This is a genomic window from Pseudomonas sp. C6002, assembly GCF_013385805.1.
Classification (GTDB): Bacteria; Pseudomonadota; Gammaproteobacteria; order Pseudomonadales; family Pseudomonadaceae; genus Aquipseudomonas.
Map to the genome: position 1 here is coordinate 221,594 of NZ_JACAPH010000013.1, position 25,562 is coordinate 247,155.

Genomic DNA, 25,562 nt, shown 5'->3' on the forward strand with positions numbered 1-25,562 from the left:
GCGCAGCGCTCCCAAAGATCTTGGGGCCGCTACGCAGCCCAGCGGGAGCAAGCTCCCTCGCCACAGCAAGCTCCCTCGCCACAGTAAACATCACTCAAGCTTTTGCCACTGCGGCGGCGGTGCAAATCCCTCGACCCAACCCGGCACGTCGTCCGCAGGCATCGGCCGGGCGATGAAATAGCCTTGGGCCACTTCGCAGCCCATGCGCATCAACAGCTGGCCGTGCTCCAGGGTTTCCAGGCCTTCGGCAATCACTTCGCGGCCAAACGCACGGGCCAGGCCGATCACGGCCTTGGTCAGCGCCAGGTCGTCCTTGTCGTGCAGGATGTCGCGCACGAACGACTTGTCGATCTTGATGGTCTGGGTCGGCAGGCGCTTGAGGTAGCTCAGGGAGGAATAGCCGGTGCCAAAATCATCCAGGGAGAACTGCACGCCCAAGGCCTGGCAGGCCTCCAGGTGCTGGGTGACACGCTGGATATTGTCGATGGCCACCGACTCGGCGATCTCCAGGTCCAGCCGGTGCGGCTCCACCTGCGGGTATTGCGCCAGCAAGTCTTGCAGGCGCTCGACAAAATCCTCGCGCTGGAAGTGCCGCGCCGCGATGTTCACGCTCACCGACCACCAATGCCCATGCACCTGCCAGCGATGCATCTGGCCCAACACCTGGGCGATCACCCATTCGCCGATATCGACAATCAGGTCGGTCTGCTCGATCAGCGGCAGGAAATCCCCCGGCTTCACAAGGCCACGCTCGGGGTGCTGCCAGCGTAACAATGCTTCGAACCCCACCACCGTGCCGCAGCGCAAGTTGACCTTGGGCTGGTAATACAGGCACAACTGGCCCGCCGCCAGGGCCTGGCGGATCTGCTCCACGGTCTGGTGGCTGGCCTTGACCTCCTGTTCCAGGGATACATCAAACAACTGGTAGCGGTTGCGCCCGCTCTGCTTGGCCACATACATCGCCTGGTCGGCATGGCGCAGCAAGGTGTCGGCGTCCTCGTCGTCCAGGGGGAACAGCGTGACGCCGATGCTGGCGAACACATTCAGCTCCGCCCCCTGGATCGAGTACGGCTCGGAAATCGCCTTGAGGATGCGCAGCAAGGCGCCGTTCAGCTCGTCGATATCGCGCACATAACGCAGGATCAGCACAAATTCGTCACCGGCGAGCCGGGCGACCACGTCCTCGCCGCGGATGATCTCCCGCAACCGAGTGGCCACTTCCACCAACAACAGATCCCCACAGGCATGCCCATACCCGTCGTTGACCGCCTTGAAGCCGTCCAGGTCGAGCATGCACAACGCCAACGGGATGTCTTCGCTGCGGGAGAACTCCAGGGACTGGTTAAGCAACTCCGACAGATAGGCGCGGTTCGGCAAGCCGGTCAGCACATCGTGGCCGACCCGCCATTGCAGGGTGTGCAACAGCTGGCGCTTTTCGCTGACATCGAAGCGGATCGACACGTATTTCTGCACGCGCCCGGTCTTCTCATCGAGCAGCGGCACCATGGTGCTGTCCACCCAATACAACGTCCCATCCTTGGCCCGGTTGCAGATTTCCCCACGCCACACCCGGCCTTCGCTGATGGCTTGCCACATGCCCTGGAAGAACCCCGCAGGGTGCAGTCCCGAGCTCAGAATGCGGTGATTTTGCCCCAGCAACTCGTCACGCCCGTAGCCGGACATGCCGCAGAACTGGTCATTGACGTAAGTGATGCAGCCCGCCAGGTCAGTCTCGGAGAAAATGGCGGCTGCATCCACGGCCCTGCGGTATTTCTCGTCCATGAGTCAGGCTCACTGTGGCTAGCGGTTGAACCGCTCGACCAGGGCGCGCAACCCGGAAGAGATGCTTTCGAGTTCCCGGCCACGGGTGACTGCAGCGTTGGCATTGCCCGCTGTCTTTTGCACCGTGGCGGCAACGTTATTGATCTGCTGTGAAACTTCCTCGGCGACGTGGGATTGTTCCTGTGAGGCAGCAGCCATTTGCTGACTCATACCGGTAATACGCTCCACCGCGTGGCGAATGCCTTGCAGCGCCTGCTGCGCCTCAAGTACTTGCTGCACGCCCTGCTCGGCCTCGTGAATGCCCAGGCTCGCGATCTCGACCGCCTCATCGGCGCCCGCCCGCAGGTTCTGGATGATGCCCTGGATCTGCTGGGTCGACTCGCGCGTCTTGCCCGCCAGGGCGCGCACCTCGTCGGCCACCACGGCAAAGCCACGGCCCTGCTCGCCGGCGCGGGCCGCTTCAATGGCCGCGTTGAGGGCCAGCAGGTTGGTCTGGTCGGCGATTGCCTGGATCATGCTCGCGGCCACCTGGATTTGCTGGGTCTGCCCGGCCAGGTTGCCCACCGCCTGGTTGATCTGGGTGACGGTGCCGGCCAGCAACTGGATCGCCTCGCGCGACGTGCCGGCCACCTGGCTGCCCTGCTCGGCGAGGGTGTTGGCGGTGTGGGCTTCACTGGCGGTTTGTTGAACGTGCACTGCCACTTCGGCGATGGACGCAGCCATCTCGGTCATGGCGGCGGCGGTCATGTCGGTCTCGGCGCGCTGTTCCAGCAACGCCGATTCGGTGGTACTCGACAACACGCTGGAATGGGCGGCTGCTTCGGCCATCTGGTTGGCCAGGTCGCTGAGGCGCGTCAGGGCGGTTTTAAGTCGCGCTTCTTCGCTGATCAGGATCATTTCGAGCTGCGCGGTCGGCCCCAGCGCGTCGCTGTAGGTCATGGCGCTGATGGGGTCGGAAAAGGTATTGGGCGTGTTCTGCACAATCTGCTTGAGCTGTAGCCCCAAGCGTTGATGCCCCCAGACGCCCAGGCCGAGAAACAAGCCGACAGTCAACGCCTGGGCCCACACACCCGGAACCCATTGGAAGGCGGCGACACTGGCAACGGCAGCCGCCAGTGGCAACGCCATGGCTCGGGACACAGACGCCACACGCCGCACCGGCGAGACCGCCGCACCACCTGCCTGCAACCGCGCGTACAGCGCTTCTGCGCGGCGCACCTGTTCGCGGGTGGGCTTGACCCGCACCGACTCATAGCCCGTCAGCCGCCCGTCTTCGAGAATCGGCGTCACATAGGCGCTGACCCAATAATAGTTGCCGTTCTTGCAGCGGTTCTTCACCACGCCCATCCAGCTCTGCCCGGCCTTGAGGTAGCTCCACATCAGCTGGAACACGGCGGGCGGCATGTCCGGGTGGCGCACCAGGTTGTGGGTGCTGCCGATCAGCTCGGCCTGGGTAAAACCGCTCATGGCGGCAAACTCGGCGTTGCAGTAGGTAATATGGCTGTTGACGTCAGTTGCGGAAATTAGCCGTTGCTGCTCCCCAAAAGTCTGTTCAACAGCAGTGACCGGCAAATTGAGACGCACGTTAAAGCTCCATGGACAGCATTCGATCGCCCTCTCGACCACCGGGTAGGCAGGACAGGCGGATTCGTATTTCCAGTCGGGCTGCGCCGTCGATCGGCTGGTTGGCCGCAAAGGTACGCAAACCCACGATTTTGCACAGCAATTCATCATCCATTCAGTGATGATCAACTAGGCTTGAATTCGGGTATCCGGCACGTGAGGCGCAATGAAGCGTGGCACTGACGAGCGACATTTCAGTCCCTGCCAGGCGTCCGTTTTATGGGCACATTTATGAGAGTAAGGAGAGAGCAATGATTTCCTGTTTCATAAACCTGCCTTCTGAAACGAGACCACCAAATACTTGTCCTAGATGCCGATTCTACGAATTACATCACATTTTGCAAGAAAAGGTGATGGTACATGCGGTTGTCTAATTTTAAGATTTATCGTTAAGTTCTTGATTCTAAATGGGAATTGAGCGATGCACATTTCAAGTTTGGGTCCAGCCATCAGACGTTACCGCAAGGTCGCAGGGCTTACTCAGGCTGAACTAGGTGAAAAAACCGGTTTTGACCCTAAAACCATCAGCCGCTTCGAAACCGGCACCTATACACCCAGCGTCGAGGCACTGTTCTTGTTCGCAGAGGCGCTGGGAGTGAAGCTGAAAGTCTTTTTCGCAGACCTGGTCGACGAGGAGGAACAGCGCGCTTATCTGTTCGGTGTCATTCACAAAGCCACCCCGAAGGATCTGGGAAAGCTGATCGCAGCGGTAGACCAGGCCTTGTCCAAGCCTTAGAGCTCGCAACACACGTGCACGCAATAAAAAGAGCAGACAGCCAGATTGACTGTCTGCTCTTTGCTTGATGACTCCTGACATGAACTGACAGGACAGCCCCTTAGACTAGGGACTGAGCCGCGCCATTGCTGCGTCATTCCACGGAGTCATCATGAATAGCATTGCCCATTACTTTTTGTTGTACGTCGACAGCCCGGCCACCAGCGCCAACCTCTACAGCCGACTGCTGGACAAGCCGCCGGTGGAGCTGGGGCCGACCTTTGCGCTGTTCATCCTCGACAACGGGGTGAAACTCGGCCTGTGGTCGCGCCATACCGTGGAGCCTGCGGCCCAAGCCTCGGTTGGCGGTAGCGAGGCGGGTTTCTGCGTCGCTGATATCGCAACGGTCGACGATTTGCACACACGCTGGGTGCAACTCGGGATGAGCATCATCCAGTCACCGGTCGAGGCGGATTTCGGCTACACCTTTGTCGCCCAGGACCCCGACGGTCACCGCCTGCGGGTGTTCACCGTGAACCCGTAACGGCTTGCGGCGCCAGCGCCCTTCGAGGCTGATGGCGCCGACACTGGCCAGCACGATCAGGCCACCCAGCACCACGCGCAGCGAAACCTGCTCGCCCAGCAGCGTGGCGGCCATCACCATCGCCACCGGCGGCACCAGGTACAACGCCACTGACGCGCGGCTGACCTCGACATGCCGCAACACATAGGCCCAGGCCAGGTACGCCAGGGCGCTGGGAAAGGCGCCGAGCAACAACACCGCCCAGTTGGCTTGGGTTGATGATTGCGACACCACCGCCGGCAAACCCGGCAAATACACACACAACAGCAAGGTGCCCGACCACACGGTGTAGCACACCGTGGTCAGCGGGCTGTAGCGCCGGGAATAGTGTTTCTGGATGGTGAAATAAAGGCTCCACGACAACGCCGCCAGCAGGATCATCAGTCCACGGGGATCAATCTGCCCCAGGCCATGCTCGCCCCAGATCACCACCAGCACCCCGCTCAAGCCCAGCAGCACGCAACCCCAGCGCCAGCCGGTAACTCGCTCCTTCAAGCCGAAAAACGCCACCAGCACCGTAAATAGCGGAACCGACTGCGCCAGCACACTGGAGGCAGCGGCCGTGACAAATTGCTGGCCGAAATTGATCGTCAGGTGATGCAGGAAAATCCCGAAGAAGCCCAGCACCAGCAACCACGGCAGGTCCCGCAGACGTGGCCGCTCGATCCTCATGACCAACGCGACGCCGGCCATCAATACCGAAGCAATCAGGAACCGCCCCAAGGCCAACTGGCCCGGGCTGTAGCTGTGCAAGGCCAGATGCACGCCAATCGGCGAATACGCCCAACAGAGGATGACGCTGGCAGTGACTAGCGTAAGCTTTACAGGTGACGGGGCTTTCATGAACGGCGTCCAGCAGTGGGAATGCCGTCAGTCTTGGCCCCGGCAAGGCGCAGGACAATTAACCGTTTCTGACTTCTGTAATCACTGGAACTGAGCGATGGAACTGGCCCAACTGAAAATGGTGAAAGCCGTGGCACAAACCGGCAGCGTGGCCCAGGCCGCCCTGCAACTGCACTGCGTGCCGTCCAACATCACCACACGCATCAAGCAACTGGAAAGCGAGTTGGGTACCCCGCTGTTCATTCGCGCCGGGCGCGGGTTGGCGATCAGTGCCGCAGGGGAAGTGTTTCTCGACTACTGCGAGCGCATCCTCGCGCTGGTGGAAGAGTCCAAGCGTGCCGTCGACAGCAACGCGATTCCCCGCGGCAAGCTGCGCATCGGCGCAGTGGAATCCAGCGCCAGTGGCCGCCTGCCGCCGCTGCTGGCCGAATACCATCGACGTTATCCACAAGTGGAGCTGGAACTGGTGACCGGTGCCTGGGCGCAGTTACTCGATGACCTGCAACATCACCGCATCGACGCCGCGCTGGTGGCCGCCGGCGGCAAACGCCCGAAGCTCGAACAAAGCGTGGTCTACAGCGAGCGCCTGGTGCTGATTACCAGCGCCTCCAGCGCACCCATCGAGGACGCCCGGGACCTGGCCGGCCGCACGCTGCTGGTGTGGCCGCCCGGCTGCCCGTATCGCGCAGCCCTGGAGAACTGGCTCAAGCCCCACGACATCAAGCCTGCCATCGCAAGTTATGCCAGTTGGGGCACGATCATTGGCTGCGTCAGCGCGGGGATTGGCGTGGCACTGGCGCCGGAAGGCATCCTGGCGCGCTACGAGCAGGCCAACCAATTGACGTCCTACCGCTTCGACGAATTGGCGGCGGTGGATAACCTGCTGTTCTGGCACAAAGACACCCAACGCCATCTGGCGCGGGATGCCTTTGCGGGGCTGTTGCGGGAAACTTTCGGCTAACCGGTTTTCGCCCCGCTGTGCGCGGGCGCAGGGAGCATCTTCAGCCTTTTGCGGGGGCCAGCCTGGCGTACTGGTCCTGGCTGATCCAGCCCTTGGAAGAGCGGCCTTCGCCATTGATGAACTCGACCTGGGCCCAGCCATCCTTGAACGCCAGTACCGCGACCACATCGTCCTTGACCACGTAGGCACGATGACTGGCCTTGGCGTCCGGGGTCTTCTGCAGGAAGGCCTTGTCGGACGAAACGGTCACCAGGCCGATCCACTTCTTGGCAGCGGTTTGGGTCAGGTCCAGGCCGGTGGCAATTTCCGGCATCAACACGTTGATGCAGCCGGGATGTTCGCGGCCCTTCTCCACGGTCAGCGTCACACCGTCCGAGGAAGCCGCGACGGTACCCGGATAGGCCTCATCCAGCCATGTCGACACCGATGCCTTCGCACCGTCGACCTTGCCCTGCAGGAAGAACGTGCATGAGGGGGTCACGCCCTCGCCCATTTCCTCGGCATAAAACCCCTCCACCTGATGCTCGGGCGTCACGGCCAGCATCAGCCCTTCGTACTTGCCCGAGTGCAGCGTAGCGGCAAACGCCGGCGCACCTGCAGCAACACACACGAAAGAGGCAACCAGCAATCGGGACACGCAACGTTTGAACGGCATTCTATTTTTTCCCTTCAAGTGCTTCGTAGGCTTTTTTGATGCGTTGGTCATAGTCGCCATAATCCTTGCCGTTATAGTTCAGCGCCATGGCGGCGTAATCCTTGTTCTTCATGGCCTTGACCAGGGCCGGGCTCTGGCTGCAAAAACCGAGGAAGGCCTTTAGTTGATGCCCGGCATTAATCTTCATGGCCACCACAAATTCAAACACCGTTTTATAACCGCATGCCGTGAAGTTGGAGCCCATTATCTGAAACATGCCCCAGGAGGCCGATTTCAAGGCCGCTTCCTGATCCAGTGCGAAGGCGGTGGCCATGGTCTCCCAGGCCTTGGTCTGGTCCTTGTTATTGGCCTTCCACTGGGGCCCGGCCTTCTTCACGTAGGGGTACGACAACAGCGGGTGGGTCTGGTCGTATTTACTCTTGGTGTACTTGCGAAAATGGTGCCCTTCAAAGGCGATCACCGGCAACTTGGCCGGGCCGAACCCGGAGCGCCCGCCCGACTCCACCGTGGCGAAGGCCTTGATAATATTGACCGAAATCCCGTTACCCAACTGCGCGGCAGCGTTCTGGAAGTCCGTATCCGTCAGCGTCGTACCGCCGTCGCACGTGGCCTGGAGCATCATCTGCCGGTTGCGCCGCTCGGCCTCGATCATTGCCCGCATGCGGTCCAGATAGTGGTCGACCGTGGCCTGGACCATGTCCGCGCCGGTGTTGCCGAACACATTGAGGAACGTCGGAATACGCAGGGTCGGGTTCGGCTTGACCGGCACCTTCACCGCTTCTTCGATCAGGCTATTGAAGGTGCGCCCGGTAGGGTCGATGACACCATCGGGATGCGCGTATTTCAGGTGGCGGAACTGATACTGGCTGATGCACTGCACCAACTGGCCGTCGCATTTGCCATTTTCCGCCAGGGGGAAACCCAACTTGGGAATGATCAAGTTGAATAAATACTGGATGCATTGAACATCGGCGGGCAAGTTGCGGGCTTTGCCCGGCGCACCGACGGAAGCGCTGATGAGAGTGGGCAACCCTTGCAGGCTTTTCATTACTGACATCCTTGTTAGTTGGAGTAGATGAGCCATAAAGCGCCATCACTTTAATATCATCCATGTGCCACCGACATATTTAGAAATATGTCGCTGGCGCAAACTAACAAGGCGAATTTGGCTTGTCCAGCGCAAGGTTTTAAGGATGTGAGCAATCCCTCACTGACGTCGTCCCTGGGAATAATTTTTAAACGGACTGGGCACTTTGCCACTACCTGCGCTACTGCCTGTTTCGCAGGATGCATTGTCGTCCTGACATCTAACAATGACGTCCAGGGACTGACATGAAATCGACCTTTATTGCCTGTGCCATCAGCGGATTGCTCTTCGTCTCGCCAAACACCCACGCAGAAGATTTTGCGGGCTACTTGCTCAAGGCGGTAACGCCAAAAGGTCCGCAATGGCAAACCAAAAACGATGACGAGATGGCATCAGCGTTCGCGAATGCCGGGGTAAAACGATACAAGTGGTCTGCCGACACCGGAAAAGACGAGATCACCCTGTTTGTGTTGCCGGGCCAGAATCAACCGCCAAGCGCGGCCCGTGATTCCGATACCCGGGCCGCCGAGAAGAACTGCAAAACACATATCAGCCAGACTGACATGGGAGATACCAGCACCCCGTATATGGGCTGGTCGGTGATCTGCACACAGGCGAACGGCAACGTCATGACCTTGAGGCATTTTGCCTATCAATTGGGGGGCGACACGTACAAGGTTTCCAGGACCTGGAGAGAAATGCCTTCAGAACAAACCGTTGCACAATGGAGCGCAACGCTCGCCAGCATCGCCGACCACATCAACAGCACTAAGCCGTGACACAGGAGGTGCCCATGCGTTGGCTAATCGTGGTATCGACTGTCCTGCTGCTGTTCGGCTGTGCATCCAAACCGCCTGTGGCGCCGCCTGACCTGTCCCGCCCGTCGATCGCCGAGACAAAGTCGGTGGTGTTTGCAGGGAAAACATACGTCCTGAAATACCAGGCCCGGGGCAACGTTCCGCTCTGGGAATATTTCCTCGCACCAGAAAGCGTCAACGCCTGGAGCGAACTGGTGGATTTTCGCCTCGCGCCGCCCCAGACCACCGGCAACGAGCCCCGGGATCTTGCCAACCTGACCGCGCAGGCCCACAAACAGGAATACCCCAACCTTCCGGTGGAGATGTTTTCAGACGAGAAAACCGATGCGATCTACGTGCTGCTGTTTTATCCGACCTCCACACGCAAGGACGGCAGCTTCTTTGAGTTCAATATCTTCAAATACTACAAGGACAACGGGACCGGCCAAATCATCAGCTTCCACTTTGCCAAGAACATCCCGTCCGACACGCCTGCCGCACGACAGGAGTTGCCCGGGCACATGGCGAGGTTGCGCGCAGAAGTGATTCCGGCCATGGGAGAGTTCCCGCTGTACCGTCAGTAACCCTGATGAGCGAACAGCAGAAATCGCTTCGCAGATGACGATTGTCAGCGAAGGGCTTCATAAAAGTATTTTTTTGAATCAAGGAGGGTTGCGTTATGGAGGCAACCCCACCAGCCACACCCCGGCACACAATGTTCCCGCTGTGGCTGCTGCCTTCCGGCTCTGACCAGGTTCACGGGTAATCGTTGCGGGGGGACCGATGGGGTCACCATAACGACGCTCGCCTCTCGGCAAGCCGCGCCATTGTACCGATCTCATCGGAAGTTACAACCGTTGGCGCGGGATTAAAAATATCTGATGGTTCAAGTACTTGGCTGCAGGAGCAAGCTTGCTCCTACAAAAGCACGACCTCGTCCGCCCGACCGCCCTCTTGCTGGATCACCAGGTGAATGAAGTGCAGCTTGGCAATCACCGCCGGCGGCAGGACGAACGGATAGAAATCCGGCTGGCCCATGCTGCGGGACAGTTCGTTGAGCATGCCGGCCAGTTCGATCCACGCATTGACGAATGACAGGAACGCCGCGCCACCGGGATACCCGGGGTCGTAGAGGGTGCTGAGGGGGAACGGCTGGTAATCCAGGTCCATCTCCCGGGCGCTCATGCCGAAGCCCAGCGCGGTGTCGACGGCGTCCATCATGTGCAGGTAATGCGCCCAGGTTTCCGCCCAGTCTTCCCACGGGTGCATGGTGGCGTAGGCGCTGACGCAGGTTTGCTGCCAGTCCGGGCGCGGGCCGTTCTGGTAGTGCTGCTCCAGGGCGTCGGCGTAGCTGGCGCGCTCGTCACCGAACAGCGTGCGGAACGGCTCCAGCCAATGGCTGTTGGCGATCAGGCGGTCCCAGTAGTAATGGCCGACCTCGTGACGGAAGTGACCGAGCAAGGTGCGGTAAGGCTCGCGCATCTGTACGCGAATTTTCTCACGGTGGGCGTCGTCGGCTTCCTTGATGTCGAGGGTGATCAGGCCATTGGCGTGGCCGGTGGTGGGCGCGTTGCCTTCCAGGTCGATGCCGACAAAATCGAAGGCCAGGCCGGTGTCTTCATCGACCGTCTTGGGAATCACCTGCAAGCCCAGGCTGATGAGTTGGGCCACCAGACGACGCTTGGCGGTTTCGACCTTGCGCCAGCGTTCGGGGTTTTCGGGGATCGACAGGTCGGGGATGGTGCGGTTCAGGCTGCAGGCCACGCACAAGGCCTGGCCGTTGTCGGCGGGCAGCAGCCAATTGCACGCGGCGGGCGTGTCAAGGTTGGCGCAGCGGCGAAAGGCACCGGCTTCAGGGTCGGCGTCCAGCAGCCAGGTATCGGCGTACGGGCCGGGCTGCAGGGAGGACAGGCGACTCTGCTCCGGCTGATAGCCCAGCAGCGCCGAGCAGGCCAGGCACTGGCTGTTGCGAAAGAACAGCGATTGCCCACAGCGGCACTGCCAGACCTTGCTGTTGCGCGAGGTCTCGGCCATGAACGGTGCGGCGATGCGCGAACTGAGTTGTTCGAAGAAGCGGTACATGGCGATCTCTCCCAGGGCTGCCCAAGACTAGATCATGGTTACGAGCTGATCGTTCCAGTTTTTTATTGGCGGCTTATTACTTGTGGCGAGGGGGCTTGTCCCCCGTTGGGCTGCAAAGCAGCCCCAGTAAGGTCAACCGGTTCTTTCAGCTAGAACTCGATAGCGGGTTCTGGGGCCGCTGCGCAGCCCAACGGGGGACAAGCCCCCTCACCACAAAAGCATCAGACCGTGATGTTGTGCTTGGCCAAAAACGCCACGAACGCCTCTTCATCCAGCACTTTCAAGCTCAGCTCAGTGGCCTTGGCCAGCTTCGAACCCGCGCCTGGCCCGGCGACCACGCAATGGGTTTTCGCCGACACCGAGCCCGCGACCTTGGCGCCCAGGCTTTCGAGTTTTTCCTTGGCAACATCGCGACTCATCAGTTCCAGGGAGCCGGTGAGCACCCAGGTGTGACCGGCCTCGGGCAAGCCTTCGACGACTTTCTTCTCACTCTGCCAGTGCATGCCGAAGTCCTTGAGCTGTTGCTCGATGGCCAGCGCGCGCCAGGCGTTTTCTTCAATATCAAAAAAGTCCCGGACGGCCTTGGCCTGCTTCTCCGGCAAAGCCTGGCGCATGTCGAGCCAGTCGGCCTTGATCACGCCTTCGAGGGAGCCGAATTTGTCGGCGAGTTTCTGCGCGGCGCCCGGGCCCACGGACGGCACGTGCAGCTTATCGAGCAAGCCGCCCAACGTGGTGCTCGCCGCAAACTCGGCGCTCAGGTCGCCCTGTTCCTGCAACTCCAGGCCGCACTCCTCCCTTGAGAGCAAGGCGCCGATCACGTCCTGGTTATGGCTGTCTTCAAAGAAGCTGTGAATCTCGTGGGCCACTTCCAGGCCAACGTCCGGCAAGTACGTCAGCACTTCCGGCAAGGCCTGCTGCACGCGCTCCAGGGATGCCAGCGAGCGCGCCAGCACCTTGGCCGTCTCCTCGCCCACATCGGGAATGCCCAGAGCATAGATAAACCGTGCGAGGGTTGGCGTCTTGCTGTTTTCAATAGAGGCAATCAGCTTCTTGCTGGAAACGTCGGCAAAACCTTCCAGGTCGATGATCTGTTCGTACTTGAGCTTGTAGAGATCCGCCGGCGAGCCGATGAGTTTTTCGTCCACCAGTTGCTCGATGGTCTTGTCGCCCAGGCCATCGATGTCCATGGCCCGGCGCGAAACGAAATGGATGATCGCCTGCTTGAGCTGCGCACCACAGGCCAGGCGCCCGACGCAGCGGTACACCGCGCCTTCACTGACGGTTTCCTTGCCCTTGCTGCGCTTGACCAGTTGCGTGCGCTCAACGTGGGAGCCGCACACCGGGCAGCTCTCGGGGATCTGCACCGCGCGGGCGTTTTCCGGGCGACGCTCGGTGACAACCGACACCACCTGCGGAATCACATCACCGGCACGGCGGATGATCACCGTGTCGCCGATCATCAGGCCCAGGCGTGCCACCTCGTCCATGTTGTGCAGTGTGGCGTTGGACACGGTCACACCCGCGACCTTGACAGGTTTCAAGCGTGCCACGGGTGTCACAGCGCCGGTGCGGCCGACCTGGAATTCAACGTCAAGCAGCTCGGTCAGCTCTTCCATGGCCGGGAATTTATGGGCAATTGCCCAGCGCGGCTCGCGGGCACGAAAGCCCAGCTCCCGCTGGTAGGCAATGCTGTTGACCTTGAACACCACGCCGTCGATTTCATAGGGCAAGGCGTTGCGGCGCTCACCGATATCGCGGTAGTAGTCGAGGCAATCCTGAATCCCCTTGGCCAGCTTCAGCTCATGGCTGATGGGCATGCCCCACTTCTTCAGCTGTTGCAGGTTGCCGATGTGGGTGTCGCTGATATCCGTGGTCACGCCATAGCAGCAGAATTCCAGCGGACGGCTGGCGGTGATCTTCGAGTCCAGCTGACGCAGGCTACCCGCCGCCGCGTTGCGCGGGTTGGCGAAGGTCTTGCCGCCAACTTCCAGCTGGGTGGCGTTCAGCCGCTCGAAACCGGCCTTGGACATGAATACTTCGCCGCGCACTTCGAGGGTCGCCGGCCAGCCGGTGCCGTGCAGTTTCAAAGGAATGTTGCGTACGGTACGCACGTTGACGCTGATGTCTTCGCCAGTGGTGCCATCGCCGCGGGTGGCGCCACGCACCAGCTCACCGTCCTGATACAGCAGGCTGACCGCCAGGCCATCGAGCTTCGGCTCACAGCTGTACTCCACCGCTGCGCCACCGCCAAACAGGTCGCCCACGGGCAGGTCCAGGCCTTCAGTGACCCGGCGATCGAATTCCAGCATGGTACTTTCATCAAAGGCGTTGCCGAGGCTGAGCATCGGGATTTCGTGGCGTACCTGAGTGAACGCAGACAATGCCGCACTGCCGACCCGCTGCGTCGGTGAATCACGGGTTACCAGCTCCGGGTGCTCGGCTTCAAGCGCCTTGAGCTCGTGGAACAAACGGTCGTACTCGGCGTCCGGAATGCTCGGCTCGTCGAGGACGTGGTAACGGTAGTTGTGCTGATCCAGTTCAGCGCGCAGTTCGAGGATGCGGGTGTGGGCGGCGGTCATGGGTGTTCTCTCATAAAGCAAAAGAGCAGCCGAAGCTGCTCAATATGTTAGTGCATGGATTCTACAGGCAACGCTTAAGCTTGGACCTTAGCGCTTCTGTGTCAGGGCACGACGCTCGAACTCGACGATGCGCTGACGGTAATGCTCGATGGTCTGGGCGGTCAGGACGCTGCGTTGATCGTCCTTGAGTTCGCCGTTGAGTTCCTGGGACAGCTTGCGAGCTGCCGCCACCATCACGTCGAACGCTTGTTTCGGGTGACGCGGGCCCGGCAAGCCGAGGAAGAAGCTCACCGCCGGAGTGCTGAAATGGTCGATGTCGTCCAGATCGAAGATGCCCGGCTTGACCGCATTGGCCATGGAGAACAGGACTTCGCCGTTGCCGGCCATGCTTTCGTGGCGATGGAAAATATCCATCTCGCCAAAGCGCAGACCGCTTTCCAGAATATTCTGCAGCAGGGCCGGGCCCTTGAAGCCGGCGGCGTCACGGCAGATCACGCTGATCACCAGCACCTCTTCGGCAGCCGGCTGGTCCTTGACGGATTCTTTATGGGCGCTCTTGGCCGGGGACTCATCCGGGAAGTCGTCATCACGGCTGCTGAAGCTCGGGCCTTCTTCCAGGTCCAGGTTCAGGTCGCCCTGGGATGGCTCGCTGGCCGCGCTGCGCTTGCCGCGCTTGGGTTCACGGGCTTCACGCACCGGTGCGCTCATCGACGGCAGGTCGTGCTCGTCCAGGTGCGGTTCTTTATGGTTGTCCAGGACACGCGGTGGCCCCAGCAGCTCGGCGCTGCCGTCGTCGTCCGGCAAATTGGACAGGTTGCGGTCCAGGCGAAATTTCAACTTGCCCTTGCCGCCACGCATCCGGCGCCAGCCATCAAAAAGAATACCGGCAATGACAATAATGCCGATGACGATCAGCCACTCGCGCAGACCGATTTCCATGTAATCCCGTGCCTCTAATAAAAAATGCTGAAAAATAAGGGGTTTAGCACCGTGCAAACCGCTTTAAAACGTGGCGCCAACTCTATGTTCTGAATGACGTTTTGCCCACGCATACGAAAATTTGACATTAAACTAGCACGACCAAAGATAACTTTACACCGTCTGTCAAAATGCCTTGAACAAATATGTCCATTTGCCACTTTTCCCAGACCGGTAAATCACCTTACGTCCTGCTGAAAATCCTCCTTCGACCTGCGGCTCAGGATTCCACCAGCGCCATCGCCTCTTCGACATCCACCGCCACCAATCGCGAACAGCCCGGCTCGTGCATCGTCACGCCCATCAATTGATCGGCCATTTCCATGGCGATCTTGTTGTGGGTGATATAGATGAACTGCACCGTCTGGGACATCTCTTTAACCAGTCGGGCGTACCGTCCAACGTTAGCGTCATCCAGCGGGGCGTCAACTTCGTCGAGCATGCAAAACGGCGCCGGGTTCAACTTGAAGATCGCAAATACCAGGGCCAATGCGGTCAGTGCCTTCTCGCCACCAGACAACAAATGGATGGTGCTGTTCTTCTTGCCCGGAGGCCGCGCCATGATCGTTACCCCTGTATCGAGTAGATCTTCGCCCGTCAGTTCCAAGTAAGCGCTGCCACCACCGAAAACTTTCGGGAATAACGCCTGTAAACCGCCATTAATCTGATCAAAGGTATCTTTGAAGCGATTACGGGTTTCCTTGTCGATCTTGCGGATCACGTTCTCCAGGGTGTCCAGCGCTTCGACAAGATCGGCGTTCTGCGCATCCAGATAACGTTTGCGCTCGGACTGCTGCTGGTACTCGTCGATGGCCGCGAGGTTGATCGCGCCGAGTCGTTGAATGCGCGCGGCAATCCGCTCAAGTTCTTCTTCGGCTTCTTTCTCGTTGGCCTCGGCGGTCAGGGTATTGAGCACGCCGTGCAGGTCGTAGCCGTCTTCCAGCAACTGGTCTTGCAGGGTTTTGCGGCGCACCGTCAGGGCCTGCCATTCCATGCGCTGCTGTTCGAGCTGGCCCCGGATCAATTGCGACTGTTGCTCGGCCTGGGTCCGGCGTTTTTCCGCGTCGCGCAGTTCGCGGTCGGCGTCTTCCAGGGCGATCTGGGCGGTCTTGAGCTCTTCGTCGACGGTCATGCGCTTGTCGAGCAACTCTTCAAGCTTCAGGCGCAGCTCTTCCAGCGGGGCCTCGCCCTCCTCCAGGTTGAGGCTCAGTTGCTCGCGTTTTTCTGTCAGGCGTTCGGACTGCATTTCCAGGCGCTCAAGGGCCTGGCGCGTGGAGTCGTGCTGCGCCCGCAGGGAGCCGAGGCGCACGGCCAATTGATGGGCGTGATCCTTGTGCTGGCGAGCTTCCTGGCGCACCCGGTCGAGGCGCTCGCGCAAGCTGTCGCGCTGGGCCAGCAGCAACTCGCGCTGCTCGGTGTCCAGGGCCATGCTGTCGAGGGCTTCCTGCAATTGCAGGCGTGCTTCGCCGACTTGTTCGTGTTCGAGGGCGCGTTGCTCGCCCATCTCGGCCACTTCTTCGTCGAGTCGGGTGCGGCGCAGGGTCAGTTGCTCGACCTTGGCCTTGCTCGCCGAGAGCTGGGCTTTCAATTCGCCCTGCTGGCGCGCTTCGTCCTGCAACAGCCGGCGCAGGTGTTCGCGGCCGGTCTCTTGCTGGCGCTGGGTGGCGCGCAGGGTTTGCAGCTGGTTTTCCAGGGACTCGAGTGTGGCTTCGCGCTCTTCGCGCTCGGCGGTCAGGTTGACGATTTCCTGGCCACGGGCCAATACGCCGCTTTCCGCTTCGCTGGCGCGCCGTACCCGCAAAAAGTGCCGGCCGACCCAAAAGCCATCACGGCTGATCAGGCTTTGCCCGGCGGCCAACTGCCCGCGCTGGGCCAGGGCCTGCTCAAGACTGTCGACCGGCTTGACCTGGCCGAGCCAGGGCGACAGGTCAATCGCCGCCTCCACTTTATCCAGCAGGCTGCCCGGCACGCGAGTGCCGTCCGCCGCCGGGCTGAGCAAACGCAGATCGCCCTGGGCAAAACCCGCCAGGTCAAACCCGCCAAAATCATCCACCAGCACCGCTTGCAGGTCGGCGCCGAGCACGGTTTCCACCGCCAGCTCCCAACCGGCTTCAACCTTCAGGCCTTCGGCCAGGCGCGGACGCTCGGCCAGGTGTTGGTCACGCAGCCATTCAGCCGTGCCGGTGCCCGGGTCAAGCGCCGCTTGCTGCAAGGCTTCCAGGGAAGCCAACCGGCCGTTGAGCCGCTGCAAATCGCCCTGGGCCTGCTGCTGTGCCTGGGTCGCCTGCTGCAGTTGCTGACGCAATTGCTCGAGGCGCTCCACTTGTTGTTCTTCGCTGGCTTCCAGCTCTTCCAGCGTCATTTCGCTTTCGGCGAGTTTCTCGCTCAGTTCGAGGATCGCTGCATCTTCCGGGTCGGCAGCGAGCAGCACGCGCTCTTCCACCAGGCGCCGCTGACGCTCGGCCAGGCGCTCCATGCTGGTTTCCAGTTGCTGGATGCGTGACTGCTGCACCTCAGCCTGGCGGCGCGGCTCGGCAGATTGCAGGTTGAACGTGTCCCACTGCTCCTGCCAGGCGTGCATGGTGGTTTCGGATTCTTCCAGGGCCGCAGCGGCTTCCTCGGCAGCGGCGCTGGTGACTTCCTGCTCGGGAGTGAGCATGTCCAGCTCCTCCCCAAGGGTCAGCAGCAAGGTGCGGTCGTGGCCCAGGTGCGATTCGGTTTCCAGGCGCGCACGCTCGGCTTCTTTCAAGTCGTCCTGCAACTGGCGCAAACGCTGCTGGCCGTGCTGGATGCTCTGCTCGACCCGGGCGATATCGCCGCCCACCGAATAGAAGCGCCCCTGCACCAGATTGAAGCGCTCGGACAGGTCATGGTGACCGTCCCGCAGGCGTTCGATGCTGGCGTCGGCATTGCGCTGCTCGGCCACCAGGGCTTCGAAGCTGATTTCCTGGGTGCCGATGATCGCTTCGCGCTGGCCCACCTGGTCATTCAATGCCTGCCAGCGCAGGGCCGACAGTTGCGCCTTGAGCTGACGCTCCTCGCCCTTGTATTCCTGATACTTCTCGGCGGCCTGGGCCTGGCGGTGCAGGCGCTCCAGCTGGCGCTCCAGCTCTTCACGCAGGTCAGTCAGGCGGGCAAGGTTTTCATGGGTACGGCGGATACGGTTTTCGGTCTCGCGCCGGCGCTCCTTGTACTTGGAGATGCCGGCCGCTTCCTCGATAAAGTTACGCAGGTCTTCGGGCTTGGCTTCGATCAGCTTGGAGATCATCCCCTGTTCGATGATCGAATAGCTGCGCGGGCCCAGGCCGGTACCGAGGAAGATGTCGGTGATGTCCCGGCGGCGACACTTGGTGCCGTTGAGGAAGTAGCTGTTCTGGCTGTCGCGGGTCACTTTGCGGCGAATGGAGATTTCCGCATAGGCCGCGTACTCGCCCACCAGGGTGCCGTCGGAATTGTCGAACACCAGTTCGATGCTGGCCTGGCTCACCGGCTTGCGGCTGGTGGAGCCGTTGAAGATGACGTCGGTCATCGACTCGCCACGCAGGTTTTTCGCGGAGCTCTCGCCCATCACCCAGCGTACGGCGTCGATGATGTTCGACTTGCCGCAGCCATTGGGCCCGACCACTGCCGCCATGTTACTGGGGAAGTTCACCGTGGTCGGGTCGACGAAGGATTTGAACCCCGCCAGTTTGATGCACTTGAGCCGCACGCTTAGGCTTCCGCCAACGCAGCAATGACCAGCGAGCAACTGCGCTCGCCGTAGGCCGAGAGCACCAGGCGAATCTGCGGCAGGTCACGGGCCAGCACGGCGGCGAGCAATTGCTCGAACAGCACCAGGTACTCGCTCATGGACGCCTTGCGCTGATCCAGCGCCAGGTAATAGGCGCGGTTCATCGCCGGCTGCAGGTTCTCGACGGTCTCCTGCAAATACGGGTTGTTGGCGAACGGATAGGCGGCACGCATCACGTTGAAGCTCTCTTCGACGAAGGCGCGGATGTCCTGGCGTTCGAAGCTGGCGATCAGGCGCTGCTGGATTTGCACGAACGGCGCCATGTCGGCCTGGGTCTGCCAGCCGGCGGCGACCGCATTGCCCAGCAGGATGTACAGCTCGCCCATCAGCGTGCACAGGCTTTGCACCTTGTGGGCAGTCAGCTCGGTGACGTGGGCGCCACGGCGCGGCAGGATCGCAATGAGGTGCCGGCGCTCGAGGATCAGCAAGGCTTCGCGCACGGAACCACGACTGACATTCAGCGCCAGTGTGACCTTCTGCTCCTGGATCCGCTCTCCAGGCTTGAGATCGCCGCGAATGATACGTTCGGCGAGGTGGTGAGCGATTTGCTCGGCAAGACTATCCGGCGCCTTGAACGTCATGTTTTCCCTTCAAAATCTTCTATCGGTACAAGCGCGGCAGTGTAGCGCACTTGCCGGTTGATGGCGTACGGCCCACAGAGCGGAATTTGGCATGAAATAAGCAGCCATTAAAGTCCAGAAGCCCCCAAAAACGGCGGTTCCAGAGAACTGGACCATAATTAAGGATGTTGATATCGCATTTTCTTGACCTTTCGGTCAGAAAATCGTTGACCGAAAAGTCAGACATGACTAGATTCGGCGCAAAGCGGTTAACAACAATAATGAGTCTGCGAGGCCTTCCGTGATCCAGTTTTTACTAAACCAGGAGCTCCGTAGCGAGCACGCCCTGGACCCGAACCTGACCGTGCTCAACTATTTGCGTGAGCACCTGGGCAAATCCGGCACCAAGGAAGGCTGCGCCAGCGGCGACTGTGGCGCCTGCACCGTGGTAGTCGGCGAGTTGCACACCGACGATCAGGGCGCCGAGCAGATTCGCTATCGCAGCCTCAATTCGTGCCTGACGTTTGTCTCGTCCCTGCACGGCAAACAACTGATCAGCGTCGAAGACCTCAAGCACCAGGGCCAGCTCCACAGCGTGCAACAAGCCATGGTGGAGTGCCACGGCTCGCAATGCGGCTTCTGCACCCCGGGCTTTGTGATGTCGCTGTTCGCCCTGCAAAAGAACAGCGATGCACCCGACAGCCAGAAAGCCCACGAAGCCCTGGCCGGCAACCTCTGTCGCTGCACCGGTTATCGCCCGATTCTCGCCGCCGCCGAACAGGCCTGCTGCAACAAGCCCCAGGACCAGTTCGACAGTCGCCAGGCCGACACCATCGCCCGCCTGAAAGCCATCGCGCCGACGCAAACCGGTGAATTGAACAGCGGCGACAAACGCTGCCTGGTGCCGTTGACCGTCGCCGACCTGGCGGACCTTTACGACGCTTATCCACAAGCCCGGCTGTTGGCCGGTGGCACCGACCTGGCGCTGGAAGTTACCCAGTTCCACCGCACGCTGCCGGTGATGATCTACGTCGGCAATATCGAAGAAATGAAGCGCATCGAAAGCTTCGACGACCGCCTGGAAATCGGCGCCGCCACTTCCCTGTCCGACTGCTACAGCGCGCTCAACCACGAATACCCGGATTTCGGCGAATTGCTCCACCGTTTCGCCTCGTTGCAGATCCGCAACCAGGGCACGCTGGGCGGCAATATCGGCAACGCCTCGCCCATCGGTGATTCGCCGCCACTGCTGATCGCCCTCGGCGCGCAGATCGTGCTGTGCAAGGGCAACACCCGCCGTACCCTGGCGCTGGAAGACTATTTCATCGACTACCGCGTCACTGCCCGCCAGGACAGCGAATTCATCGAGAAAATCATCGTGCCCAAAGGCGTGCCGCTGTTCCGTGCCTATAAGGTTTCCAAGCGCCTGGACGATGACATCTCTGCCGTCTGCGCGGCCTTCAACCTGAAGATCACTAACGGTGTGATCGACGATGCCCGCGTGGCGTTCGGCGGCATGGCCGCCACCCCAAAACGCGCGAAGAACTGCGAAGCCGTACTGAACGGCGCCACCTGGAATTCCGCCACCGTGGAAAAAGCCTGCGCGGCCCTGGCCGAGGATTTCACCCCGCTGTCGGACTTCCGCGCCAGCAAGGAATACCGCCTGCTCAGCGCACAGAACCTGCTGCGCAAATACTTCATCGAACTGCAAACGCCGCACATCGAGACTCGGGTGACCGCTTATGTCTAACCATCACGCCGTGGAAAAATCCCAGGCCGAACTCGCCGAACTGTTTGCCAAGGACCTGACCAGCGGCGTCGGTCGCAGCGTCAAGCACGACAGCGCCGCCAAGCATGTCTCGGGCGAAGCGCAGTACATCGATGACCGCCTGGAATTTCCCAACCAGTTGCACCTCTACGCACGCATGTCGGACCGCGCCCACGCGAAGATCCTCAGCATCGACACCGCGCCCTGCTATGCATTTGAAGGCGTGCGCATCGTCATCACCCACGAAGACGTGCCGGGTCTGAAAGACATCGGCCCGTTGATGCCCGGCGACCCGTTGCTGGCCATCGACACCGTGCAGTTCGTCGGCCAGGTGGTGCTGGCCGTCGCCGCCCGCGACCTGGAAACCGCACGCAAGGCGGCCATGGCCGCTGTGATCGAATACGAAGACCTGGAGCCGGTGCTGGACGTGGTCGAGGCGTTTCGCAAAAAACATTTCGTGCTCGACAGCCACACCCACCAGCGCGGTGATTCGGCGGGCGCACTGGCGACCGCGAAGAACCGTATCCAGGGCACCCTGCACATCGGCGGCCAGGAACACTTCTATCTGGAAACCCAGATCTCCTCGGTGATGCCCACCGAAGACGGCGGCATGATCGTCTACTGCTCCACGCAAAACCCCACCGAAGTACAGAAGCTGGTGGCCGAAGTACTCGACGTATCGATGAACAAAATCGTGGTCGACATGCGCCGCATGGGCGGTGGTTTTGGCGGCAAGGAAACCCAGGCCGCCAGCCCGGCATGCCTGTGTGCGGTGGTCGCACGCCTCACCGGCCAGCCGACCAAAATGCGCCTGCCGCGTGTCGAAGACATGCTGATGACCGGCAAGCGCCACCCGTTCTATATCGAGTACGACGTAGGCTTCGACGACAGTGGCCGGCTGCACGGCATCAACCTGGACCTGGCGGGCAACTGCGGTTGCTCACCGGACCTGTCGAACTCGATTGTCGACCGCGCAATGTTCCACTCCGACAACTCGTATTACCTGGGCGACGCCACCGTCAACGGCCACCGCTGCAAGACCAACACCGCGTCCAACACCGCTTACCGTGGCTTCGGCGGCCCCCAAGGCATGGTCGCCATCGAGGAAGTGATGGACGCGATTGCCCGGCACCTGGCCCTCGACCCGCTGGCCGTGCGCAAGGCCAACTACTACGGCAAGACCGAGCGCAACGTCACCCACTACTATCAGACCGTCGAGCACAACATGCTCGAAGAGATGACCGCCGAACTCGAACAAAGCAGCCAGTATTTCGAGCGCCGCGAAGCGATCCGTCGCTATAACGCCAACAGCCCGATCCTGAAAAAAGGCCTGGCACTCACACCGGTAAAGTTCGGCATTTCCTTCACCGCCAGTTTCCTCAACCAGGCCGGTGCGCTGATCCACATCTACACCGACGGCAGCATCCACCTGAACCACGGTGGCACCGAGATGGGCCAGGGGTTGAACATCAAGGTCGCGCAGGTGGTGGCCGAGATTTTCCAGGTGGAAATCGACCGCGTGCAGATCACCGCCACCAACACCGACAAGGTGCCCAACACCTCGCCGACGGCGGCTTCCAGCGGCGCCGACCTGAACGGCAAGGCCGCACAGAATGCTGCCGAAACCATCAAGCAGCGCCTGGTGGAGTTTGCCGCGCGCAAATATGAAGTCAGCGAGGCCGACGTTGAATTCCACAACGGGCATGTGCGGGTCCGCGATCACATCCTGACCTTTGAAGCGCTGATCCAGCAGGCGTATTTCGCCCAGGTGTCGCTCTCCAGCACGGGCTTCTACAAGACCCCGAAAATCTTCTACGACCGCAGCCAGGCACGTGGGCGGCCGTTCTACTACTTTGCGTTCGGCGCGGCCTGTTGCGAGGTGATCGTCGACACGCTGACCGGCGAGTACAAGATGCTGCGCACCGACATCCTGCATGACGTGGGCGCCTCGCTGAACCCGGCCATCGACATCGGCCAGGTTGAAGGCGGCTTCATCCAGGGCATGGGTTGGCTGACCATGGAAGAGCTGGTGTGGAATAACAAGGGCAAGCTGATGACCAACGGTCCGGCCAGCTACAAGATCCCGGCGGTGGCCGACATGCCGCTGGACCTGCGGGTAAAGCTGGTGGAAAACCGCAAGAACCCGGAAGACACGGTGTTCCATTCCAAGGCCGTGGGTGAGCCGCCGTTCATGCTCGGTATTGCCTCGTGGTGTGCGATCAAGGACGCCGTGGCGAGCCTGGGTGACTATCGCCATCAGCCGAAGATCGATGCACCGGCGACGCCGGAGCGGGTGTTGTGGGGCTGTGAGCAGATGCGCCAACTGACCGCTGCAAAAGCTGTGGAAACGGAAACCGAGCTGGCTTCGCTTTAGACCGAGGCGCTGCCTTCGCGAGCAAGCCCGGCTCCTACATTTTGATGTGTGAACCCAATCAAATGTGGGAGCGGGCTTGCTCGCGAAGGCGGTCGAACTGACAACAGAGATGTTGAGGTAAACATGAACAACTGGATCAGCGCCCTCGCCGACCTGCAGAACCAGGGCGAACCCTGCGTGCTGGTGACCATCATCGAAGAGCTCGGCTCCACGCCGCGCAACGCCGGTTCGAAGATGGTGATCAGCGCCGCCCACACCTTCGACACCATCGGTGGCGGGCACCTGGAATACAAGGCGATGCAGATCGCCCGGGACATGCTTGTGCGCGGCCAGCAAAACACCCACCTGGAGCGCTTCAGCCTCGGCGCCAGCCTGGGCCAGTGCTGCGGCGGCGTGACGGTGCTGTTGTTCGAACCCATGGGCCAGGTGCAGGCGCAGATCGCGGTGTTCGGCGCCGGCCACGTGGGCCGCGCGCTGGTGCCGTTGCTGGCCAGCCTGCCGTGCCGGGTGCGCTGGATCGATTCGCGGGAACAGGAATTCCCGGAACACATCCCCCAAGGCGTGCGTAAAATCGTCAGCGAAGAGCCGGTGGATGAAATCGACCACTTGCCTGTGGGCAGTTACTGCATCGTCATGACCCACAACCACGCGCTGGACCTGGAGCTGACCGCCGCCCTGCTCAAGCGCAATGACTTCACCTACTTCGGCCTGATCGGCTCGAAGACCAAACGCGTCAAGTTTGAACACCGCCTGCGGGATCGCGGTTTCGACACCGCGCAACTGCAACGCATGCATTGCCCGATGGGGCTGACTGAGGTCAAAGGCAAACTGCCTGTGGAAATCGCCATCTCCATCGCCGGCGAAATCATCGCCACCTATAACGCCAACTTCGGCCAGCACACTGCGAGCGCCGAACCCATTGCCAAACTGCTGCCGGTATCCCGCCGCAGCCAAGCGACTAACTGAGACGACCATGCCTTTGACACGCAAAGCCTACCGTGCCGCCATTTTGCACAGCATCGCCGACCCTGCCGAAGTGGGGATCGAAGCCTCCTATGAATATTTCGAGGACGGCCTGCTGGTGATCGACAACGGCCAGATCAGTGCCCTTGGCCACGCCAGCGACTTGCTCGCCAGCCTGCCCGCCGACATCGAAGTCACCCATTACCAGGACGCGCTGATCACCCCCGGCCTGATCGACACCCACATCCACCTGCCGCAGACCGGCATGGTCGGTGCCTATGGCGAGCAATTGCTGGACTGGCTCAACACCTACACCTTCCCGTGTGAAAGCCAGTTCGCCGACAAGGCCCACGCCGAAGAAGTCGCGGATATTTTCATCAAGGAACTGCTGCGCAACGGCACCACCACCGCGCTGGTATTTGGCAGCGTGCACCCGCAGTCAGTGAACTCGTTTTTTGAAGCGGCCGAGAAGCTCGACCTGCGGATGATCGCCGGCAAGGTAATGATGGACCGCAACGCGCCGGACTATTTGACCGACACCGCCGAATCCGGCTACGCGGAAAGCAAGGCGCTGATCGAGCGCTGGCACGGCAAGGGCCGTTTGCACTACGCGGTGACGCCACGTTTCGCACCGACCAGTACACCTGAACAACTGACCCTCGCCGGGCAGCTGCTGGGGGAATACCCGGACCTCTACATGCAGACTCACATCAGTGAAAACCTGCAGGAAGTGGAATGGGTGAAAGAACTGTTCCCGGAGCGCAAGGGCTACCTGGACGTGTACGACCATTACAAACTGCTGGGTGAACGCTCGGTGTTCGCCCACGGTGTGCACCTGTGCGACGACGAATGCGCGCGGTTGGCAGAAGCCGGTTCGGCAGTCGCGTTCTGCCCGACATCGAACTTCTTCCTGGGCAGCGGTTTGTTCAACCTGCCGATGGCCGAGAAGCACAAGCTGAATGTCGGCCTGGGTACGGACGTCGGCGGTGGCACCAGCTTCTCGCTGCTGCAAACCCTGAACGAAGCGTACAAGGTGATGCAATTGCAAGGGGCGCGCTTGAGTCCGTTCAAGTCGTTGTACCTGGCGACCCTGGGTGGTGCGCGGGCGCTGCGTCTGGAAGACAAGATCGGCACGCTGCAACCCGGCACTGATGCGGACTTCCTGGTACTGGATTACAACGCCACCCCGCTGCTCAGCTATCGCCTGAAGCAGGCCAATAACATCGCCGAGACGTTGTTTGTGTTGATGACACTGGGGGATGACCGGGCGGTGTTGCAGACGTATGCGGCGGGGCAATTGGTGCACCAACGCTGATTTAACAGGTACAACAAAACAAATGTGGGAGCGGGCTTGCTCGCGAAGGCGGTGTGTCAGTCGCTGGATGTGCTGACTGATCCACCGCCTTCGCGAGCAAGCCCGCT

At 60.9% G+C, this 25,562-nt stretch carries 20 protein-coding genes and 1 other RNA gene; 9 read left to right on the forward strand and 12 right to left on the reverse strand.

The genetic code is table 11. The annotated features are described in order from the left end of the window. Positions 1–90 precede the first annotated feature (90 nt). The 3 genes from HX817_RS08515 to HX817_RS08525 are packed head-to-tail and all read right to left on the reverse strand — an operon-like array spanning position 91 to position 3,520. Positions 91–1,782 carry a bifunctional diguanylate cyclase/phosphodiesterase gene (locus tag HX817_RS08515; RefSeq protein WP_177040102.1) on the reverse strand — a complete coding sequence of 564 codons (1,692 nt, stop codon included), beginning with the start codon at positions 1,780–1,782 and terminating at the stop codon, positions 91–93. A gap of 18 nt (positions 1,783–1,800) precedes the next feature. Next, entirely contained in the window at positions 1,801–3,366 is a 1,566-nt protein-coding gene (locus HX817_RS08520; protein WP_003219059.1) for a PAS domain-containing methyl-accepting chemotaxis protein, read from the reverse strand. Between the two features lies 1 nt (position 3,367). Continuing rightward, positions 3,368–3,520 (reverse strand): hypothetical protein, encoded by a 153-nt coding sequence (locus HX817_RS08525; protein WP_157222851.1) that lies wholly within the window; start codon positions 3,518–3,520, stop codon positions 3,368–3,370. A 306-nt stretch (positions 3,521–3,826) separates the two neighbouring features. On the opposite strand from HX817_RS08525, the gene HX817_RS08530 reads away from it, so the two are divergent. Together HX817_RS08530 and HX817_RS08535 are read left to right on the forward strand one after the other, a co-directional pair. Then, positions 3,827–4,141: a helix-turn-helix domain-containing protein gene (locus tag HX817_RS08530; protein WP_003219061.1), complete on the forward strand. Its 315-nt coding sequence runs from the start codon at positions 3,827–3,829 to the stop codon at positions 4,139–4,141. A gap of 151 nt (positions 4,142–4,292) precedes the next feature. Further along, positions 4,293–4,664 carry a VOC family protein gene (locus HX817_RS08535; RefSeq protein WP_003219063.1) on the forward strand — a complete coding sequence of 124 codons (372 nt, stop codon included), beginning with the start codon at positions 4,293–4,295 and terminating at the stop codon, positions 4,662–4,664. Here HX817_RS08535 and HX817_RS08540 read toward each other — a convergent pair. Next, positions 4,578–5,546, reverse strand: coding sequence for a DMT family transporter (locus HX817_RS08540; protein WP_087694833.1), 969 nt, complete (start codon positions 5,544–5,546; stop codon positions 4,578–4,580). The genes HX817_RS08535 and HX817_RS08540 overlap by 87 nt on opposite strands. A gap of 97 nt (positions 5,547–5,643) precedes the next feature. On the opposite strand from HX817_RS08540, the gene HX817_RS08545 reads away from it, so the two are divergent. Beyond that, positions 5,644–6,507, forward strand: a complete 864-nt coding sequence (locus tag HX817_RS08545; RefSeq protein ID WP_003219067.1) for a LysR family transcriptional regulator — start codon at positions 5,644–5,646, stop codon at positions 6,505–6,507. A gap of 40 nt (positions 6,508–6,547) precedes the next feature. On the opposite strand, the gene HX817_RS08550 is transcribed toward HX817_RS08545, so the two are convergent. Then, complete coding sequence (locus tag HX817_RS08550; RefSeq protein WP_177040103.1) at positions 6,548–7,162, reverse strand: hypothetical protein; 615 nt, start codon at positions 7,160–7,162, stop codon at positions 6,548–6,550. A gap of 1 nt (position 7,163) precedes the next feature. Continuing rightward, positions 7,164–8,210 (reverse strand): N-acetylmuramidase family protein, encoded by a 1,047-nt coding sequence (locus HX817_RS08555; RefSeq protein WP_102368373.1) that lies wholly within the window; start codon positions 8,208–8,210, stop codon positions 7,164–7,166. A 284-nt stretch (positions 8,211–8,494) separates the two neighbouring features. Here HX817_RS08555 and HX817_RS08560 point away from each other — a divergent pair, with 284 nt between their 5' ends. Both HX817_RS08560 and HX817_RS08565 read left to right on the forward strand, forming a co-directional pair. Beyond that, positions 8,495–9,028, forward strand: coding sequence for a hypothetical protein (locus HX817_RS08560; protein ID WP_003219072.1), 534 nt, complete (start codon positions 8,495–8,497; stop codon positions 9,026–9,028). 14 nt (positions 9,029–9,042) lie between these two features. Next, entirely contained in the window at positions 9,043–9,630 is a 588-nt protein-coding gene (locus HX817_RS08565; protein WP_087694831.1) for a hypothetical protein, read from the forward strand. A gap of 105 nt (positions 9,631–9,735) precedes the next feature. Here HX817_RS08565 and ffs read toward each other — a convergent pair. The 6 genes from ffs to HX817_RS08595 all read right to left on the reverse strand — a co-directional run bounded on the left by ffs (position 9,736) and on the right by HX817_RS08595 (position 19,056). Next, positions 9,736–9,832, reverse strand: an RNA gene (gene ffs, locus HX817_RS08570) — signal recognition particle sRNA small type. Between the two features lie 132 nt (positions 9,833–9,964). Beyond that, positions 9,965–11,128, reverse strand: coding sequence for a putative zinc-binding metallopeptidase (locus HX817_RS08575; protein ID WP_177040104.1), 1,164 nt, complete (start codon positions 11,126–11,128; stop codon positions 9,965–9,967). Between the two features lie 221 nt (positions 11,129–11,349). Further along, positions 11,350–13,707, reverse strand: coding sequence for an NAD-dependent DNA ligase LigA (ligA, locus tag HX817_RS08580; protein WP_177040105.1), 2,358 nt, complete (start codon positions 13,705–13,707; stop codon positions 11,350–11,352). 87 nt (positions 13,708–13,794) lie between these two features. Beyond that, positions 13,795–14,646 (reverse strand): cell division protein ZipA, encoded by an 852-nt coding sequence (gene zipA / locus HX817_RS08585; RefSeq protein WP_003219080.1) that lies wholly within the window; start codon positions 14,644–14,646, stop codon positions 13,795–13,797. 259 nt (positions 14,647–14,905) lie between these two features. Continuing rightward, complete coding sequence (smc, locus tag HX817_RS08590; protein WP_003219082.1) at positions 14,906–18,394, reverse strand: chromosome segregation protein SMC; 3,489 nt, start codon at positions 18,392–18,394, stop codon at positions 14,906–14,908. A 2-nt stretch (positions 18,395–18,396) separates the two neighbouring features. Further along, positions 18,397–19,056, reverse strand: coding sequence for a GntR family transcriptional regulator (locus HX817_RS08595; protein ID WP_003219085.1), 660 nt, complete (start codon positions 19,054–19,056; stop codon positions 18,397–18,399). A gap of 280 nt (positions 19,057–19,336) precedes the next feature. On the opposite strand from HX817_RS08595, the gene xdhA reads away from it, so the two are divergent. From xdhA to guaD, 4 genes are all read left to right on the forward strand, one after another. Then, positions 19,337–20,785: a xanthine dehydrogenase small subunit gene (gene xdhA / locus HX817_RS08600; RefSeq protein ID WP_177040106.1), complete on the forward strand. Its 1,449-nt coding sequence runs from the start codon at positions 19,337–19,339 to the stop codon at positions 20,783–20,785. Further along, complete coding sequence (xdhB, locus tag HX817_RS08605) at positions 20,778–23,177, forward strand: xanthine dehydrogenase molybdopterin binding subunit (protein WP_003219089.1); 2,400 nt, start codon at positions 20,778–20,780, stop codon at positions 23,175–23,177. Before xdhA ends, xdhB begins: the two co-directional genes overlap by 8 nt. A gap of 123 nt (positions 23,178–23,300) precedes the next feature. Continuing rightward, entirely contained in the window at positions 23,301–24,143 is an 843-nt protein-coding gene (gene xdhC, locus HX817_RS08610) for a xanthine dehydrogenase accessory protein XdhC (protein ID WP_102368368.1), read from the forward strand. A 7-nt stretch (positions 24,144–24,150) separates the two neighbouring features. Beyond that, on the forward strand, positions 24,151–25,455 hold the full coding sequence (gene guaD / locus HX817_RS08615; protein WP_003219093.1) for a guanine deaminase: 1,305 nt from the start codon (positions 24,151–24,153) through the stop codon (positions 25,453–25,455). The last annotated feature ends 107 nt before the right edge of the window (positions 25,456–25,562 follow it).

What these genes read in the sequence shown, in the direction of transcription:
- xdhC (WP_102368368.1), top strand. Translation starts at nt 23,301, where the DNA reads ATGAACAACTGGATCAGCGCCCTCGCCGACCTGCAGAACCAGGGCGAA.
- guaD (WP_003219093.1), top strand. Translation starts at nt 24,151, where the DNA reads ATGCCTTTGACACGCAAAGCCTACCGTGCCGCCATTTTGCACAGCATC.
- HX817_RS08535 (WP_003219063.1), top strand. Translation starts at nt 4,293, where the DNA reads ATGAATAGCATTGCCCATTACTTTTTGTTGTACGTCGACAGCCCGGCC.
- HX817_RS08555 (WP_102368373.1), bottom strand. Translation starts at nt 8,210, where the DNA reads ATGAAAAGCCTGCAAGGGTTGCCCACTCTCATCAGCGCTTCCGTCGGT.
- HX817_RS08595 (WP_003219085.1), bottom strand. Translation starts at nt 19,056, where the DNA reads ATGACGTTCAAGGCGCCGGATAGTCTTGCCGAGCAAATCGCTCACCAC.
- xdhB (WP_003219089.1), top strand. Translation starts at nt 20,778, where the DNA reads ATGTCTAACCATCACGCCGTGGAAAAATCCCAGGCCGAACTCGCCGAA.
- ligA (WP_177040105.1), bottom strand. Translation starts at nt 13,707, where the DNA reads ATGACCGCCGCCCACACCCGCATCCTCGAACTGCGCGCTGAACTGGAT.
- zipA (WP_003219080.1), bottom strand. Translation starts at nt 14,646, where the DNA reads ATGGAAATCGGTCTGCGCGAGTGGCTGATCGTCATCGGCATTATTGTC.
- HX817_RS08560 (WP_003219072.1), top strand. Translation starts at nt 8,495, where the DNA reads ATGAAATCGACCTTTATTGCCTGTGCCATCAGCGGATTGCTCTTCGTC.
- HX817_RS08565 (WP_087694831.1), top strand. Translation starts at nt 9,043, where the DNA reads ATGCGTTGGCTAATCGTGGTATCGACTGTCCTGCTGCTGTTCGGCTGT.
- HX817_RS08575 (WP_177040104.1), bottom strand. Translation starts at nt 11,128, where the DNA reads ATGTACCGCTTCTTCGAACAACTCAGTTCGCGCATCGCCGCACCGTTC.
- HX817_RS08530 (WP_003219061.1), top strand. Translation starts at nt 3,827, where the DNA reads ATGCACATTTCAAGTTTGGGTCCAGCCATCAGACGTTACCGCAAGGTC.
- HX817_RS08525 (WP_157222851.1), bottom strand. Translation starts at nt 3,520, where the DNA reads ATGGATGATGAATTGCTGTGCAAAATCGTGGGTTTGCGTACCTTTGCG.
- HX817_RS08550 (WP_177040103.1), bottom strand. Translation starts at nt 7,162, where the DNA reads ATGCCGTTCAAACGTTGCGTGTCCCGATTGCTGGTTGCCTCTTTCGTG.
- HX817_RS08545 (WP_003219067.1), top strand. Translation starts at nt 5,644, where the DNA reads ATGGAACTGGCCCAACTGAAAATGGTGAAAGCCGTGGCACAAACCGGC.
- HX817_RS08540 (WP_087694833.1), bottom strand. Translation starts at nt 5,546, where the DNA reads ATGAAAGCCCCGTCACCTGTAAAGCTTACGCTAGTCACTGCCAGCGTC.
- HX817_RS08515 (WP_177040102.1), bottom strand. Translation starts at nt 1,782, where the DNA reads ATGGACGAGAAATACCGCAGGGCCGTGGATGCAGCCGCCATTTTCTCC.